This is a genomic window from Pedobacter indicus (assembly GCF_003449035.1).
GTDB lineage: Bacteria > Bacteroidota > Bacteroidia > Sphingobacteriales > Sphingobacteriaceae > Albibacterium > Albibacterium indicum.
Window position 1 is genome coordinate 3215274 of the sequence record NZ_QRGB01000001.1, and the last position, 15588, is coordinate 3230861.

At 40.4% G+C, this 15588-nt stretch carries 16 protein-coding genes and 1 pseudogene; 4 read left to right on the forward strand and 13 right to left on the reverse strand.

The features are described 5' to 3' along the window. Positions 1 to 44: 44 nt before the first annotated feature. Complete coding sequence (locus D3P12_RS14130) at positions 45 to 890, reverse strand: methylated-DNA--[protein]-cysteine S-methyltransferase (protein ID WP_118197114.1); 846 nt, start codon at positions 888 to 890, stop codon at positions 45 to 47. Between the two features lie 193 nt (positions 891 to 1083). Between D3P12_RS14130 and D3P12_RS14135 the strand changes: the two genes are divergently transcribed. Beyond that, complete coding sequence (locus tag D3P12_RS14135; RefSeq protein ID WP_118196556.1) at positions 1084 to 1974, forward strand: macrolide 2'-phosphotransferase; 891 nt, start codon at positions 1084 to 1086, stop codon at positions 1972 to 1974. Between the two features lie 55 nt (positions 1975 to 2029). After that, the gene (locus D3P12_RS14140) at positions 2030 to 2875 is read left to right on the forward strand and encodes a sigma factor-like helix-turn-helix DNA-binding protein (protein WP_118196558.1); all 846 of its coding nucleotides are present in this window, start codon (positions 2030 to 2032) and stop codon (positions 2873 to 2875) included. A 24-nt stretch (positions 2876 to 2899) separates the two neighbouring features. Here D3P12_RS14140 and D3P12_RS14145 read toward each other — a convergent pair whose 3' ends face one another. Continuing rightward, positions 2900 to 3511 (reverse strand): alpha-ketoglutarate-dependent dioxygenase AlkB family protein, encoded by a 612-nt coding sequence (locus D3P12_RS14145; RefSeq protein ID WP_205941111.1) that lies wholly within the window; start codon positions 3509 to 3511, stop codon positions 2900 to 2902. Between the two features lie 10 nt (positions 3512 to 3521). Further along, positions 3522 to 3671: a hypothetical protein gene (locus D3P12_RS14150; protein ID WP_165438744.1), complete on the reverse strand. Its 150-nt coding sequence runs from the start codon at positions 3669 to 3671 to the stop codon at positions 3522 to 3524. An 87-nt stretch (positions 3672 to 3758) separates the two neighbouring features. Here D3P12_RS14150 and D3P12_RS14155 point away from each other — a divergent pair, with 87 nt between their 5' ends. After that, positions 3759 to 4067 carry a hypothetical protein gene (locus tag D3P12_RS14155; protein WP_118196562.1) on the forward strand — a complete coding sequence of 103 codons (309 nt, stop codon included), beginning with the start codon at positions 3759 to 3761 and terminating at the stop codon, positions 4065 to 4067. Positions 4068 to 4321: 254 nt separating this feature from the next. Here D3P12_RS14155 and D3P12_RS14160 read toward each other — a convergent pair whose 3' ends face one another. The 3 genes from D3P12_RS14160 to abc-f form a co-directional block, all read right to left on the reverse strand. Further along, complete coding sequence (locus D3P12_RS14160; protein WP_118196564.1) at positions 4322 to 5344, reverse strand: LLM class flavin-dependent oxidoreductase; 1023 nt, start codon at positions 5342 to 5344, stop codon at positions 4322 to 4324. 83 nt (positions 5345 to 5427) lie between these two features. Next, positions 5428 to 5850 carry a DUF1801 domain-containing protein gene (locus tag D3P12_RS14165; RefSeq protein ID WP_118196566.1) on the reverse strand — a complete coding sequence of 141 codons (423 nt, stop codon included), beginning with the start codon at positions 5848 to 5850 and terminating at the stop codon, positions 5428 to 5430. Positions 5851 to 6031: 181 nt separating this feature from the next. After that, entirely contained in the window at positions 6032 to 7621 is a 1590-nt protein-coding gene (abc-f, locus tag D3P12_RS14170) for a ribosomal protection-like ABC-F family protein (protein ID WP_118196568.1), read from the reverse strand. 755 nt (positions 7622 to 8376) lie between these two features. On the opposite strand from abc-f, the pseudogene arr reads away from it, so the two are divergent. Next, positions 8377 to 8754, forward strand: a pseudogene (gene arr / locus D3P12_RS15845) (NAD(+)--rifampin ADP-ribosyltransferase); the annotation flags it as partial. A 22-nt stretch (positions 8755 to 8776) separates the two neighbouring features. On the opposite strand, the gene D3P12_RS14180 reads toward arr, so the two are convergent. Genes D3P12_RS14180 through D3P12_RS14210 form a run of 7 tightly spaced genes read right to left on the reverse strand, consistent with a single transcriptional unit; the run spans position 8777 to position 15568 of the window. Then, positions 8777 to 9898: an ABC transporter permease gene (locus tag D3P12_RS14180; RefSeq protein ID WP_118196572.1), complete on the reverse strand. Its 1122-nt coding sequence runs from the start codon at positions 9896 to 9898 to the stop codon at positions 8777 to 8779. Then, entirely contained in the window at positions 9895 to 11001 is a 1107-nt protein-coding gene (locus tag D3P12_RS14185) for an ABC transporter permease (protein ID WP_118196574.1), read from the reverse strand. The genes D3P12_RS14180 and D3P12_RS14185 overlap by 4 nt, the downstream gene beginning before the upstream one ends. Further along, a complete protein-coding gene (locus tag D3P12_RS14190; protein WP_118196575.1) occupies positions 11002 to 11748 on the reverse strand; it encodes an ABC transporter ATP-binding protein in 747 nt (248 codons plus the stop codon). Position 11749: 1 nt separating this feature from the next. After that, the gene (locus tag D3P12_RS14195; protein WP_118196577.1) at positions 11750 to 12676 is read right to left on the reverse strand and encodes an ABC transporter ATP-binding protein; all 927 of its coding nucleotides are present in this window, start codon (positions 12674 to 12676) and stop codon (positions 11750 to 11752) included. Positions 12677 to 12680: 4 nt separating this feature from the next. Continuing rightward, a complete protein-coding gene (locus D3P12_RS14200) occupies positions 12681 to 13580 on the reverse strand; it encodes an HlyD family secretion protein (RefSeq protein WP_118196579.1) in 900 nt (299 codons plus the stop codon). A gap of 20 nt (positions 13581 to 13600) precedes the next feature. Next, positions 13601 to 14884: a TolC family protein gene (locus tag D3P12_RS14205; protein WP_118196581.1), complete on the reverse strand. Its 1284-nt coding sequence runs from the start codon at positions 14882 to 14884 to the stop codon at positions 13601 to 13603. 54 nt (positions 14885 to 14938) lie between these two features. Beyond that, complete coding sequence (locus tag D3P12_RS14210) at positions 14939 to 15568, reverse strand: TetR/AcrR family transcriptional regulator (protein ID WP_118196583.1); 630 nt, start codon at positions 15566 to 15568, stop codon at positions 14939 to 14941. Positions 15569 to 15588: the final 20 nt, after the last annotated feature.

A 15588-nucleotide genomic window follows, 5' to 3' on the forward strand; every position in this document is an offset into this window, starting at 1 on the left:
GGTTTGTTTTAGGTGGGAAGGCGCAATCTTGCGCCTTTCTTTTTCTAAATAGAATCGGTTTTAGCACTTTCCCAACCGATCATCGCTGTCTTCTTAACCGTGCCCCATCTATAACCACCGATCCCACCAGACGATTGAATCACACGATGACAGGGAATCAGGAACGCTACAGGGTTACTTCCAATCGCTGTTCCAACGGCTCGGGACGCAGTTGCCCTACCAATATGCTCTGCAATTTTGCCATAAGTAGACAGTTTACCCATCGGAATCTTAAGCAAAGTCTCCCAGACTTTGAGCTGGAAGTCGGTACCTTTTAAGTGCAGCTTAATTTTTGGCAACTGATTCCAATCATTCTGAAAAATGGCCAAAGCATTGTGTTGGATCAAATCATCTTTTAACTGGAACGATGCATTTGGAAAGCGCTTTTTCAGATCTGCTACCGCCATCACTCCATTATCAATAAAAGCCAGGTGACAGACCCCTTTCATGGTAGACGCGACGATCAGTTTACCAAATGGACTTTCTGCAAACCTATAGTTGATAACGAGATTGACACCTCCATTTTTGTATTCAGCGGGTGTCATCCCTTCAACATTGATAAAAAGATCGTGCAACCTGCCCGTCCCTGAAAGGCCCGTTTCCATCGCAGCATTAAAAAGTGTCGCTTGCTGGTCTTTCAACAAGCTTTTTGCATGCTCTAGGCTGATATATTGCAAAAACCTCTTTGGCGTCGTTCCTGCCCAATCGCTAAATAGGCGTTGAAAATGAAAAGGACTTAAGTGTACCTTTTCAGCAATTTCTTCGAGACTAGGCTGATCTCGGAAATTATTCCTTATATAATCGATTGCTTCTGAAATGCGATTGTAATTCAATTCTTTTTGTCCGTCCATCATTCTTTTGTTTCTAAGGCAAATATCAAAACTGCTTTGCTGATATAAAACCCGAAACTTGCGCTATACTTTCAAATATAAACCTTATTGATGGAGATTTCAATTATATCAGCGATAGCCGTTTAAAAATCATTCCTTCATAGCGGTATAACATTTGTGGGATTGTCTGTCCAAAAACAAGACCAAATAAAAGATGGAAATTAGCGATATAGTAAAACTGGCGGAGGAGCACGGACTGCAACTTAAAGAAGAAATGAGTTTCAACGAAATGGGCATTGATTTCAAAATCGTCTTCGCAACAGCCACCGACGAAACCGAGTGGGTGCTTCGGATTCCAAGACATGATGATCAGGATGAACGAATTGAGAACGAAGAAAATATCCTGAAACTAGCAAAAAAGCACCTTATCATAGACGTTCCAGATTGGAAAATTGTCAGCTCGACACTCATAGCATATCCCCTATTAAAAGATAAACCAGCCTTAACTTTCGATGCAAAAACCTTCGATGTCAGCTGGAACATTGACAAGGAAGATCCGATGTTTATTAAATCATTAGCGAAGACTTTGGTCGATCTCCATCATATCCCCATTTCAGAAGCTGAAGCTAAAGGCGTCAAGGTTCTCACACCCGAAATGCTTCGACAGGAAATCTCCGATCGCATTAAAAGCGTAAAAAAAGAGCTTGGCATTCATCCCGAACTCGAAGATCGCTGGAGGAGATGGCTTGATAACGATAAACTCTGGCCAGATTTCACCACCTTTATTCATGGAGATTTGTATGCCGGACATATCCTAGTCTCTAAAGATTTTCAGGTGTCTGGTTTCATCGATTGGTCAGAAGGTCAGGTCAGTGATTCGTCGATCGATTTTGCAGGTCATATTTCCGCTTTTGGAGAAGAGAGTTTGAAAGATTTAATCAATGAATACCAAAAATCAGGGGGTCGTGTTTGGGACAGAATGATAGATCAAACAATCGAGCGCCACGCAGCTGCTCCGCTAAACTACGGGGTTTTTGCTCTTTTAACAAAAAGCGACGCTCATATTGAAGCAGCAAAGGTTCAACTACGGGTAGCAAGTACTTAAAAATACTTGTCATTATCGTCACGTTATACAAAGAAAGACAGTCTTAGAGTAAAAGATGAATTTGAACGAATGGACCACGCTAAGGAAAACACTTCTCCCTTACGCTTATAACATCCTTGGAAGTATTGATGACAGCCAAGATGTCTTACAAAATGTTTTGATTAAAGCGCAGGGAAGAACCGATATTCTCAATGAACGAGCATACCTAATCAAGGCGGTCATCAATGAATCGATCACTTTTAAGAAACGACGCGATAAGTCGATCGATCAGAAAGTATGGCTTCCCCAGCCTTTCGTCACCAATGATGGTGAAGTGAACGTCGAAACCAAAGAAATCCTTCATTATTCCATGTTGGTACTGATGGAGTCCCTCACGATAAAAGAGCGGGCTGTTTTCTTACTTAAGGAAGCTTTTAGTTATACTCACGAGGAAATCGGTGACGTACTATACATCTCCGCAGAAAATTCGAGACAATTATTAGCTCGGGCAAAAAAGAAGTTAAAAGCAAGAAAACCAGATGCAGTTAAACCAGCCAGTCAAAATCTGACTCAACTCGAACAATATATTGTCACCATTCGTGAAGGCGATATTAAAACACTAGAGACCATGTTGGCTGAAGAGGTACAAGTTTTGGCGGATGGAGGCTCCAACTTAAATGTGGTCGCTGAACTTACTTCAGGAATTTCGGCAACGATCGATTTAGTTATGTATGTATACCATCACTATCAAAAAAAATTCGATATCGTGACTGCAGAAGTAAACCACCAACCGGCCCTATTCTTTTATAAGGACAAGAAGCTGGTCAACTGTCAGGTGTTTGAGATAGATAGCAACAATAAAATTAAAAGCATATTTTCCGTTATCGACCCGTTAAAGCTTGCAGATCTGCCAAACACCTGAGTACCATGCACTAAATTCGATAGCTTAACCCTCTATTGTTCTAAAGGTTAGATTTACCCTCGGTGTACTTATCCGTTTAGTAGGCGGCAGTCTATGCAGCCAATGACTCTGCGTCGTGCCTTTCATTATCAACAAGCTGCTATGTTCTAAAACCAATTCAACCTTTTCTTTCGTTTCTTTGTGTTTAAAAGCAAACTTGCGTTCTGCTCCAAAACTCAGAGAAGCAATTGCTCCATCCTTTTGCAAATCCTTTTCATCATCACTATGCCAAGCCATCCCCTCTTCCCCGTTGTGATACAGGTTAAGCAAGCAAGAATTAAAAGTTTCTCCGCTAACTTTCTCTATCACATCTTTTAATTTCAGCAACTCTTTTGTCCACGGCAGCGCACACTTGGTTGTATTGGAGTAAGTATATTCAAACGCCTTTTCGCCATACCACGCTACTTTCCGTTTCGTAATAATTTTCCTTCCAAAAATGATTGCTTCATCATTTTTCCACTCAATGCCAGTTAATAAACTTTCCAAATAAGTGTCAGCTTCCTGTTGGTTAAATAGCTTCCCGTAGTAATTTACAGTCCCATCTTTAGGCAAGAGGTTTCTTGTACTGTCAATATCTTTTTCAAATAAATTCACCATGTAATCTGATCTAAAACCTTATCTCATCTTCTTTCTCACCTCCCGATCCCTCATCTGTATACAAAAATGGGTTGAAATAACAGACTAAAGAACCCGAAACTTGCTGAATAATCACCAGAACCTTTGCTTTTTTCGCTTTCAGAACCATCTCTTTTGTCACGTTTCCGCGTTCAGTATTGTCTTGTTTATAGATTTTAAAATTAGAAAAAATGACAACGAAAATTTCAACAATCAAAATCTAAACACTATGATGACAGTAAAAGTAACCTATTCAGTAAAGCAAGAATACGCAGAGACCAACAAAGCAATGATTGCCAATTTTCTGAAAGATCTTAAAAAATTGGAAACTGATCCATTCCTCTATTCTGTTTACCAAAAAGAAGACGGTGTGACCTTTGTGCACTTTTCACAATTCACCAGTAAAACAGCACAAAATGATGTGTTGCAGGTACCATCTTTCGTAGCTTTCCAAAAACAACGCGATCAGAACATGGCGTCAGAGCATCATCTGGAAATACTGGAGCTGGTTGGCGCTTCGAGAAATATATTTGAGTAGACTGTTGAAGCTAGTTCATAGCGAGCTGTCAGAGTATATACAAATCAATCTTCATCCCGATCTAACCAGAACTAAATGATAATCCTTACTTTTCTTTCCAATCGTCGGTTCGAAATGGATTTGCAGAGAAGCCTTCATTGTTTTCCAAATTCGTTACTGGAAATATATTGCAATATAAAAAACGATTTAGCGCTTTTAAAAAAAATGCTAAATCGTTTTTATAATCTTAGGTTAGCGTTAATCAAGCGATTTTTCTACCGCCACCCTAATTCAGGTGCAACGTACTCCAGTATAGACGATAACACATGTACATTATAGTCCACACCCAAGGTATTAGGAACTGTCAACAGTAAAGTATCGGCCTCTTGAATGGCCTCGTCTTTTGCCAACTCTTTAACTAACTGATCTGGTTCAGCTGCATAACTCCGACCGAAAATAGCTCGTTTATCTTTTTCGATTACCCCTACTTTATCATGACGATCAGCTTCCCGTCCAAAATACCAACGGTCTTGGTCGTTTACCAAAGCAAAAATGGAACGACTTACCGAAACACGAGGTTCACGCTTATGGCCTGCTTTTTTCCAAGCTTCTTTATATAACCTAATTTGCTCAGCTTGCTGCACATGGAAAGGTTTTCCACTTTCATCCTCTTTCAACGTAGAGCTTTGAAGGTTCATTCCATTTTCAGCCGCCCAAATAGCGGTTGCGTTTGCGCCAGCACCCCACCAGATACGATCTCGCAGACCTTCTGAATGTGGTTCTAAACGCAACAGTCCGGGAGGGTTCGGGAACATCGGACGTGGATTCGGTTGTGCGAAACCTACCCCTTTCAATTTTTCCAAAAATTCCAATGCTTTACGTCGACCCATATCAGCATCACTTTCGCCCTCAGCTGGTTCGTAACCAAAATAACGCCATCCATCAATCACCTGCTCAGGAGAACCTCTGCTGATACCCAACTGTAAACGTCCACCAGAAATCAAATCAGCGGCACCCGCATCTTCTACCATGTAGAGCGGATTTTCATAGCGCATATCAATAACGCCCGTACCAATTTCGATTTTACTGGTTTTAGCACCTATTGCCGAAAGCAACGGAAACGGAGACGCTAGCTGAGCAGCATAATGATGTACTCGAAAATACGCACCGTCTATACCTATTTCCTCAGCAGCAACCGCCAAATCAATCGACTGAAGCAAGGTATCACTTGCCGATTGAGTCTGATACGAGGGATGACTACCCCAATGTCCAAAAGATAAAAATCCTATATTTTTCATAGCTATCACAAATTTAAGGATTCCACATAGGTCGCTTATTAACCTATGTTAATTAAGAAATACATCGAGTAAAGAGTAACCTTTTAGCTGTATTTCGCCTGTAAAAAATCAATCGTTGATTTCATGATTTTTTTAAGAACGTCCTGATTGATATCCGAAAGCTTCTTGACATAAATACAGCCTTTACCCATTTTATATTTTCCCAGATCTTTAAGCAGTTCTTCCTGTCCAGCGCCACCAGAATATACGTATAGCGATATTGCGGCCTTTCGCGGAGAAAAACCTACAAGTGGCCAATCCCCTTCCTGGAGGCTTCGTTCGGATTTATAATGGTATTTACCAAACCCGATAATCGACGGCCCCCACATCTTCGGTTCGTAACCAGTAAAATCCTGCATTAATTTCACGAGCTCAAAACTGTCTTGTTTCTTTTGTTCCGTATTCGCAAACGATTCGATGAACTCACGGACATCAGCATCGGTTTGTTTTGTTTTTATCTCTGCCATTTTAGTTTAATTAGTTTTGCCTAAATTTAGTAATTAACTGCTAAAGGATTGCAACATACATTTTCAATCAGTAAATTAAAGCCATGCCTCGATTAAAGCACCTTATATTATTATTTTGTATTGTCTCACAATTCGCGGTGAGTGGCGATTCCGCAGGACAAACAAATAGTAACCTTTAGATTTAAAGCTCAATTGCCCGTTCGATACGGATTTCATTTAAAAAGATTTCATCATGAGAGACGACTAACAAAGTTCCCTGATACCCGTTGATTGCATGGGTGAGTATTTCAATGTTTTGAATATCGAGGTTATTGGTAGGTTCATCGAGAATAATGATATCGGGCGACTGATAGCCTATGCTTAAACAGCAAAGCGCCAAACGCATCCGTTCCCCACCACTTAAAATATGGCAAGGCTTAGTCCATTGTTCCTGATCGAACAGAAATCTATTCAGCCTGATTTTAACTTCATGCTCCAGCAAACCGTTCGTATTATACTCCTGCGCCTGTTCGTAGACACTAAATTCCCCTTTAATCAACGAATAATCCTGATCAATATAACTGGAGATTTCAGAAGCTATTACAACAGTTCCTACGGATGGCGTGAGATTACCCAGAATCAGGTTAATCAATGTCGTTTTCCCTGAACCATTTGCCCCTTTGATTACGATGCGTTCACCGCTTACGATTTTCAGATCGAGATGATTATCCCACAAATAATCTTTATTTTCATAACGAAAATTGATACCCTCGGCCACAAATAAATTCTTGCCTTTGTGTAATTTTGAATTATCAAAACCGAACTTCATCTGGTCGATATCCGAAACGGAAGCGCGCAGTTCCTGCAACTCCTGCTTGATATCACTGATTTTTTCAGTATGAACACCCTTCAGCTTCGCTGTGCTCTTTTCAGCACTGTTGCGAAGCGTATTCATCATGATACGAGCAACGCCAGATTTTTCCTGTTTTGCCCTTCCCCTGATATCCAATTTTTGCTGTCTCTCAATTGTTTCCCGTTCTTTCTCTTTCGCTTTCTTCAGTGCCTTCTCTTTAGCTTGTATGTCGTGATCCAGGGCTGACTCTTCGATTTTCTTTTGTTCTGTGTAAAAATCATAATTGCCCCCATAAACTTTTATTCCGTGTTTACTTAATTCATAAGTCCGGTCTAACAAATTCAGCAACTTTCTATCGTGGCTTACAATGAGCAATGTACTTTTGGTGAACTGGATAAAATCATAGAGAAGTCTCCTTCCGAAAAAATCCAAATGGTTGCTCGGCTCATCCAGTAAAACGAGCTGAGGAGTATGAATCAGGATTCCAGCCAATAGAACCTTCGTTTTTTGTCCGCCACTTAATGTTTCCATCGGTTGAGCCAAATCAAATTCCGATAACTTCCAATACTTCAATGCCTGAGCACAACGTTCTTCAATTTCCCAATCATCATTTAAAACATCGTAATTTTTCTCAGAGACACTTCCATTCAGTATTTCATAAAGCGCCTTAAGTTTCCTGTCGACCCCTAAAGCCTCAGCAATGGTCAAGTGATTATACTGACCAAAAATCTGCGGAACATAATAAACTTCTGTATCGGCGCTAATGACACCACCCGCAGGTTCCAAAATACCGGTGATAATTTTTAGGAGTGTGGATTTACCTGACCCATTATTTCCGATTAAGGCAATTTTTTCGTCCGCGGCTACAGTCGCATTGATATTGCTGAATAACAATTCCTTGTCAGGGTGTATATAGGATAGATTGTGAATAGTAAGCATAATTTTCTTTCGTTTTAGAGATGAAACATGTCAGCATAGTTTGCATTGCTTGCTGATATTCGTTGTTCTGAAAGAAATTATATCCTACATTTTTCTCGCTTTTTGATTCATGCAAATCTACGATTTTCTAATTAAACATACTATTGTCCAAGCAAGTCGCAGGAAACTGACCATATAGTCGAAATACCTTGTTTTACTATAACCCATTATAATCAGGTTATTTAGTCGCTATGAACCCGATCAAATAACCATTTGTACGGGTTAGCAACGGGAGCACTACGGGTTCACAACGGGAACAAGTAATACAAGTCCTTTCCGAGTATGAATTATTATCTTTGAAGGGTCTGTATTTTTAACCGAATTTGAGAATATTAAAAAATCATTAATTGATGGAATTCAACGCTAACAACCCTATCGTTAAACTATGTCTAGAAGGTATGGAGTTAGAGGAGCAAGGGCAAAGTGAAAAAGCTAAAAGTCGGTTTATGCAAGCCTGGAATAGAGCGACGAACGATTTCGAGCGGTTCATGACTGCTCATTATATCGCTCGGAATCAGGAAAACGTATCTGACAGATTACAATGGTTGCAGAAAAGTATCCACTCAGCGTTAAAAACCGATAGCAATGTGGCTGGTCCCGCCTTACCTCTCCTCTATTCGTTGACCGCTAAATGCTATGAAGCATTAGGCAAGTCCGGGGAGGCAAAAAAGAATCAGGACTTAGCCGACAGATCATCGGAGAAACCAAGCGACAAAGGGCCCTTTTTCCATGGTACAAAAGCAGATTTACGGGTCGGGGACCTTCTAACAGCTGGAGGTAGTTCAAATTATCAGACTGAACTGGTCATGAACCACATTTATTTCACTGCCCTTGTAAACGGAGCCGGATTGGCTGCTACTCTGGCAAAAGGAGAAGGATTGGAACGTGTCTATCTTGTTGAACCGACGGGAGGTTTTGAGAATGATCCGAACGTTACTAATAGTAAATTTCCAGGAAACCCGACTCGTTCCTATCGTAGTAAAGAACCTCTTAAAATAATCGGCGAAATAGCCGACTGGGCAAAAATAAGTGTAGAAGAACGACAAAAATGGCAGGAAAAACTAGCAGATAACAAAGGGAAAATTATCAATTGAAACGCCGATCCATGACAATGAATTAGCTGGTCTTTTTATAGTTAAGAATGGCCCAAGCGTTCAAAAAAATAGCAAACCCAATGATGATTAAAAAATGGTAATAGATATCTGCCGATCCACTACCTTTTAATACAATCATCCGAACTACTTCAATGAAATAAGTTACCGGACTACACTTCGCGATATAGTATGCCCATGTTGGCATACTGTCGATCGACGTAAACAGGCCGCTCATTAGCATAAAAATCATAATAAAGAAGAACGCAATGGACATAGCTTGCTGCTGGGTCTCAGAATACGTTGATATCAGCAAACCAAATCCGAGTAGCGCGATTAAATAAACAGCAAGGAAAGCATAAAGCAACAGAATATTCCCCACAGGGTCGATGCCAAAAACAAGCCGGGCTACAATGAACAGGCCCACACTAAAAATAATCATTCCGATAATCCAAAAAGGGATCAGTTTGCCCAAAATAAACTGATATTTTTTGATGGGCGTTACGTTGATCTGCTCAATAGTGCCAACCTCTTTTTCCTTCACAATATTTAATGCACACATGTACGTACTTATCATAGTAACCAATACGACCAAAATACCGGGCACCATAAAAAAGTGGTAGTCCATATGAGGATTGAACCAATTCGACGAAGTGACGGTGATGATGGACGATTGATTGCTCCTTTCAGGCTGCATCCACTCCAATCTGATATCCTCATTATAATTTGAAATAATCTGATTGAGATAGGCGCCAGCCAGACTTGCTTTTATACCATTGATAGCATTAACAGCGATAAATAACTCTTGGTTATTCTCTCGAACCATCTCTCGTTCGAAACCATGCGGTATCTCCAGCACCAAATCAGATTTATCATTCTCTATCTGTTTATAAGCGTCTTTAAATGAACTTCCATAATCGGCTAAACGAAAATAACCGGAAGCCGTAATTTCTGATACCATTTTTTGGGAGTAGGTAGAATGATCATGGTCTACAATGGAGATATTAATATTTTTCACTTCATAATCTGCCGCCAACGGAAGGATCAGTAATTGAATAATAGGTGCTACCAAAATCATGGGTAGCAATGATTTGTTGCGAAAAATTTGCTTGAACTCTTTCTTCAGTAAAAATAGCAGGGTTCTCATATGAGTCTGATTTTAAATTTCTGGATACTGACAAGCAAAAAAAAGCTGGTCATTCCCGCCAAAATGAGTGTCTCTTTCCAAATGGCCGAAAAACCCAAGCCTTTAATCATAATTGATTTAACAATAATATAGTACCATTTTGAGGGGACGATATTCGAAAGCAACTGAAGCGGGTATGGCATGTTTTCGATTGGAAACATAAAGCCGGTAAACAACATTGTCGGTAACATCAGCCCCATCAATGAAATGAGCATGGCGGTCTGCTGCGATTTAGCAACATTGGAGATCAGCAGTCCCAAGGACAATGCCGTAATAATCAGCAGGGTACTTTCCGCAAACAATAAAAAGATACTTCCATTAACCGGCAGCTCCAGCAGAGTAACACTAAGGAGAAGGATTACCGTCAGGTTGATCAAAGATAAAAACAAATAAGGGACAGCTTTCGACAGGATGACCAATAAGGGATTAAAAGGAGATACCAACAAGATTTCCATCGTACCAGTTTCTTTTTCGCGGACGATAGATACAGCCGTCATCATCACACAAATGAGCATTAGCACCAAGGCCATAACACCCGGCACAAAATTGGTTGCACCTTTTAGTTCCGGATTATATAACATCCTTGTTTCCGTGGCAATAGTATAGGGAATTTTGCGGTCATGCATCAATTCTTGCTGATAATCCATGATGATGGCCGTAGCATAATTTGTTAATGCATTCGCCGAGTTCGGGTCCGAAGCATCTGCGATGATCTGAATCTGCGCTTCATTTAAATGCAAAAGATCCTGATTAAAATTGGCCGGAAAAACGATCGCTAATTTGACATTTTCTTTTTTAAATGCCACCTCTATTTCGCGATGATTTAATAAGTTTTCTTGTACTTCAAACTGTGCGCCAGCCTCTAAGCTGTTAATAATCTGCCGAGATGCCTGGTCTTTCGCATAGTCGCAAACTACAATTTTCGCATTTTTAACTTCATTGGTCAATGCAAAACCAAATAGCAAAATCTGCACAATGGGCAAGCCAAATAACATCAATAGTGTTTTTCGATCACGGAAGACGTGATAAAACTCTTTTCTTACAAATGACAGAAACTGTTTCATTTAATCGCCCTTCCGTTTTGCGCCCCGCGCCAGTTCAAAGAATACCTCGTCCATCGTCAAAGCCGAATATTGTTGCTTTAAGTTAGCCGGACTGTCCAATGCCTTCATGATACCGTCCACCATCATGGAGATTCGATTACAATATTCCGCTTCGTCCATATAATGTGTGGTAACGAAAATTGTAATCCCCCTTCCTGAGGCTGAATAGATCAGGTCCCAGAACTGTCGTCTAATAACCGGATCCACGCCACCAGTGGGCTCATCTAAAAAAACGATTTTTGGATCATGCAGGATGGCAACCGAAAAAGCAAGTTTCTGCTTCCAGCCCAACGGCAGAGAGCCGACCAACTTTTTAACTTCGGCCTCCATCCCCAATACCTCAATCAGTTCCTCGCTTTTTTTCTTAAGCTGCTTCTCTGACAATCCATATATACCGCCAAAGAACCGGATGTTTTCCAACACAGTAAGATCTTCATACAGAGAAAATTTCTGACTCATATAACCGATGTTCTTCTTGATGCTTTCGGTTTGTTTGTACACGTCAAACCCGGCAATCATCGCGCTACCCGATGAAGGTTTCGAGAGTCCGCAGAGCATTTTCATTGCCGTAGTTTTGCCCGCCCCGTTTGCTCCTAAAAAACCAAAGATTTCACCGGCATACACTTCAAAGGTAATCTCATTGGTAGCTATAAAATCTCCGAATCGCTTAGTTAATTTATCTGTTTTTATAACGATTTCCTTTTCCATTTTAGTTCATTAGTTTTATGAAGCAATCTTCAATACTGGGCGTAATTTTTATTACTTCTACATTTTCATGGCCAGCTCTCTGCAAACCTTGCGTCATATCTTCAATGACTTCTTTTTCAGAAAGTCTGTGCGTTTTTTGCAGCGTTATATGGTGATACTCACCGAAAGCATAGCAACTTTTCACATGCTTACTCTCTCGGAGCGCATTAAGTAACTTACCCATTGACGCAGCCTTTACGGCATACAGGTTTCCGGGAAACTCAGCAACGATTCCATCTGGCGTGTCTATGGACATGATCCTACCCCCTGCGATCAAGGCAATCCGCTCACACAGTGCAGCTTCGTCCATATAGGGTGTTGAAACAAGAATGGTGATACCCTGCTGTTTTAAGCTCTTGAGCATATCCCAAAATTCTTTCCGGGAAACCACATCAACACCGGTCGTAGGTTCATCTAAAAACAAGATCGTCGGACGATGGATCAGAGCACAACACAATGCTAACTTCTGTTTCATCCCTCCCGAAAGTTTTCCCGCGCGACGATCTTTAAAAGGTTTCAATTGCTCGTAAATATCTTTAATCAGATCGTAATTCTGTTCAACCGTTGTGTTAAAAACAGTTGCAAAGAAATTCAGGTTCTCTTCCACAGAAAGATCTTGATATAGCGAAAACTTACCCGGCATATAGCCTACCTTTTTTCGGATCTCTTTATAATCCTTCACAGTGTTTAGACCGTTGACATGCGCTGTTCCCGTATCGGGTAATATCAGCGTGGTCAATATGCGAAATAAACTCGTTTTGCCAGCTCCATCCGGACCGATGAGTCCAAAGAGTTCACCTTGTTCTACTTCAAAAGAAACATCCCTCAAGGCTTTTATTTCACCTTTATTATAACTTTTTGAAATATTGTTTAGAATAATGTCTCTCATTTTGTTAAAATTTCACTTCGCCATACATCCCAATCTTATAAGAGCCGTCGTTTTTTACCATCACTTTGATCGCATATACCCTATTAGCCCTCTCCTCTTTGGTCTGAATGGTTTTAGGGGTAAATTCCGCTTTGTCATTAATCCATACAACCGAACCTTCGGTTTCTTTAAAACCACCGTCGCCATCATCAGTTAACACCGTTACGTTTTGATTCAGCTTCAGTTTGGGTAATTGGTTTCCCGAAATATAAGCACGAAGGAAAATGGAAGATAGGTCAGCGATCTTATAAAGGGGTTTGCCAGTGGCTGTCATCTCATTGACTTCAGCATATTGAGTCAATATTGTTCCATCTTGAGGATTGGTAATCTTACATTTCCTTAGTTGATCTTCCAATTGCTCAATCTGAACCATTAACGTTCTGGCATCTTTGCTAAGTCCTTCGCTCGAAATGCTTAAAGATGATTTTTGAGCGTCGATTTGTTTCTCTAAAACAACAATCTGTGCATTGATGTCATCCAGTTGTTTAGGCGTTGCGGCGTCTCCTTTCACCAAATTTCCTATACGTTCCCTCTCTTTTTCTGCTGTCCGGAGTTGCTCTTGCAAAGCAGACAGCTGAACCGAAATATCAGGTTTTCGTCCCAATATGGCTGTAAGTTGAGCTTCTAGCTGTTTCTTCTTTAAATCGAGTTGTACGCTATCGATATAACCGACTACCTGCCCTGCTTTTAGACTCTGCCCTTCTTCAATATCCAGACGCTTGATGAGCCCGGTTGCTTCAGCAGAGATAATGGTTTCGTCAGCTTCAAAAGATCCAGAGGCATCAAAAGAAGTGTTGTTATTATTGGTGCAGGCTGTCCATACGAGGATTGCAGCTGCAAATATAATTGCTTTAGGCTTGTTCATTGTGTATATTTTTATGATTACTAGACTCCAGTCGTGGTTTGCACGTCATATTTTTTCATTAACAGGTCAATCTCATGGATAATCAAGCTTAGCTTTGCCTGGTCCTCTGCAGTTAGGGCTGTGAGGTAATCATTTGACGTCGCGGCACCATATTTTAGTTGATTTCTTGTGGTATTTTTTACTTTTTCACGATGCTGGATAATACGTTTATCTGTTTCGATCAATTCTTCAATTTTATTTATTTCAGCATCTTGCTGAATCAGCTCAAGCCTGGTGTTGTATAAAAAGACTTCTCGTTGAATGTCGACCATATCTTGGTTATTTTCCAAGATCTTCTTGTCATTTTTATGCGTATAGAATGCTGACAGGCTCCAACTCAAACGTGCACCACCAATGTAATAACCTTGAAAGTCATCATGCAGCATGTTGAGACCCGGTCGACCATATCCACCCTTAAAAAACAGGCTAAGCCTGGGTAGTTTTTTTGCCTCAATCAATTTACGTTGAATATCGAAGGATCTTTCCTGCGAATCAAACCACTTGATTTCAGGTCGAATGATGGTATCGGAAAACATGGGTGGAAGAGGTTTTTCGAGCGTTGTATTCTCATCTATCGTTTTACCGATGAACGTCGACAGCATATCTGCATACCCCTTTCTTGTAGCCTTCAGTTCAATGCTCCTTTGGCTAGCTTTCAGGAGCTCAGCTTCCAGGTTATCAGCAGCACTTTTTAGTGCAACCCCGTTAGAAATAGCCACAGTCGTCTGATCGATACCTCGTTGAATATCATTCTCCAATAATTCAGTTTGTTTGATCTGTTCATCAACCAGAAGTATTCCGAAGAAAAGTTTGTTGATTCGATCACGAAGTTTATATAGCTCTACGTCTGTTTTATTTGCATTCGTCTCTGCATTGATATTTACATAATCTGTCTGATCTTTTACTGTAAACAGTTCTGTGATGGACTGCGAAATTTCACCCGTCAAGCTATATTGATCTTTGCTCATCATTGGGATATCCATGTCAGGTAAGGAGATCGGAATCTGTGTAACTTCCGATTGGTAAGTAGCCTGTCCGGCAAAGTTAATCTGAGGCAAGGTGCCCTTTTTCGTATTTGACATAGATTGCTGTCTTGTGTTTTCTATCAGAGAATAGCTCTTCATCAGTGGATAATTTGTTTTGGCCAGTGAATGACAGGTTTCAAGTCTTAATTTAGTTCCTGTCTGAGCGGCAGCTAGGTGGCTAAAAAGAAAAAGTACACCAATCAGCCAATTTGTTTTCGGGACGTTCATAATGCTAATCATTCAATTTAATTTTATGTTTCAATCATTTGATTAATTTTAGACCAAAAAAATTTATTATACTTTTACCATTCCGCTGATCCAGATCGGAATCAACTTCTTGCGCTCTTGCATTAACTTATTAAACTGTGGATCTTCCATGTTTCCGATGCCCATTAATAGAGGTTTGGCGATAAAGGGAAAGACAACCAAACCAATCAAATTCATTAGAAAGTGCAATGGTTTTGATTCGGAGACTTTCCCCTGAGCAATTGCTTCTTTGTATTGGGTTACAAACACTGACTTATTCACAAGCTCTTTGATTGGCAGTTTTTTCAACAAATCATTTGGGTTGTTCCTAATCTCGCTGACGATAAAGCCAGGCACCTCCGGCTCAGCTATAATGGTGTCAATATAGCCCGATGCGATCTGTTCTACCTTTTCTTTTAGGGTCGTCTTTTCTTCATTGAGCACAACCGCCATATTTTGAACGAAACCAGTCAAGGTTTCCGTCATGATGATATTGAACAGCTTCTCTTTGCTCCTAAAATAATAATTAAGCAAGGCAAGGTTGATACCTGCTTCTTCGGCGATATCACGTGTACGCGTGGCAGCATAACCCTTTTTATGAAAAACAATCCTCGCCGCTGCTTTGATTTTATCTTCTGTGCTGGTATCAGTTCCTTTTGATTCTTTTTTGCCTGCCATTGTCTTATTCCGTTTACGGA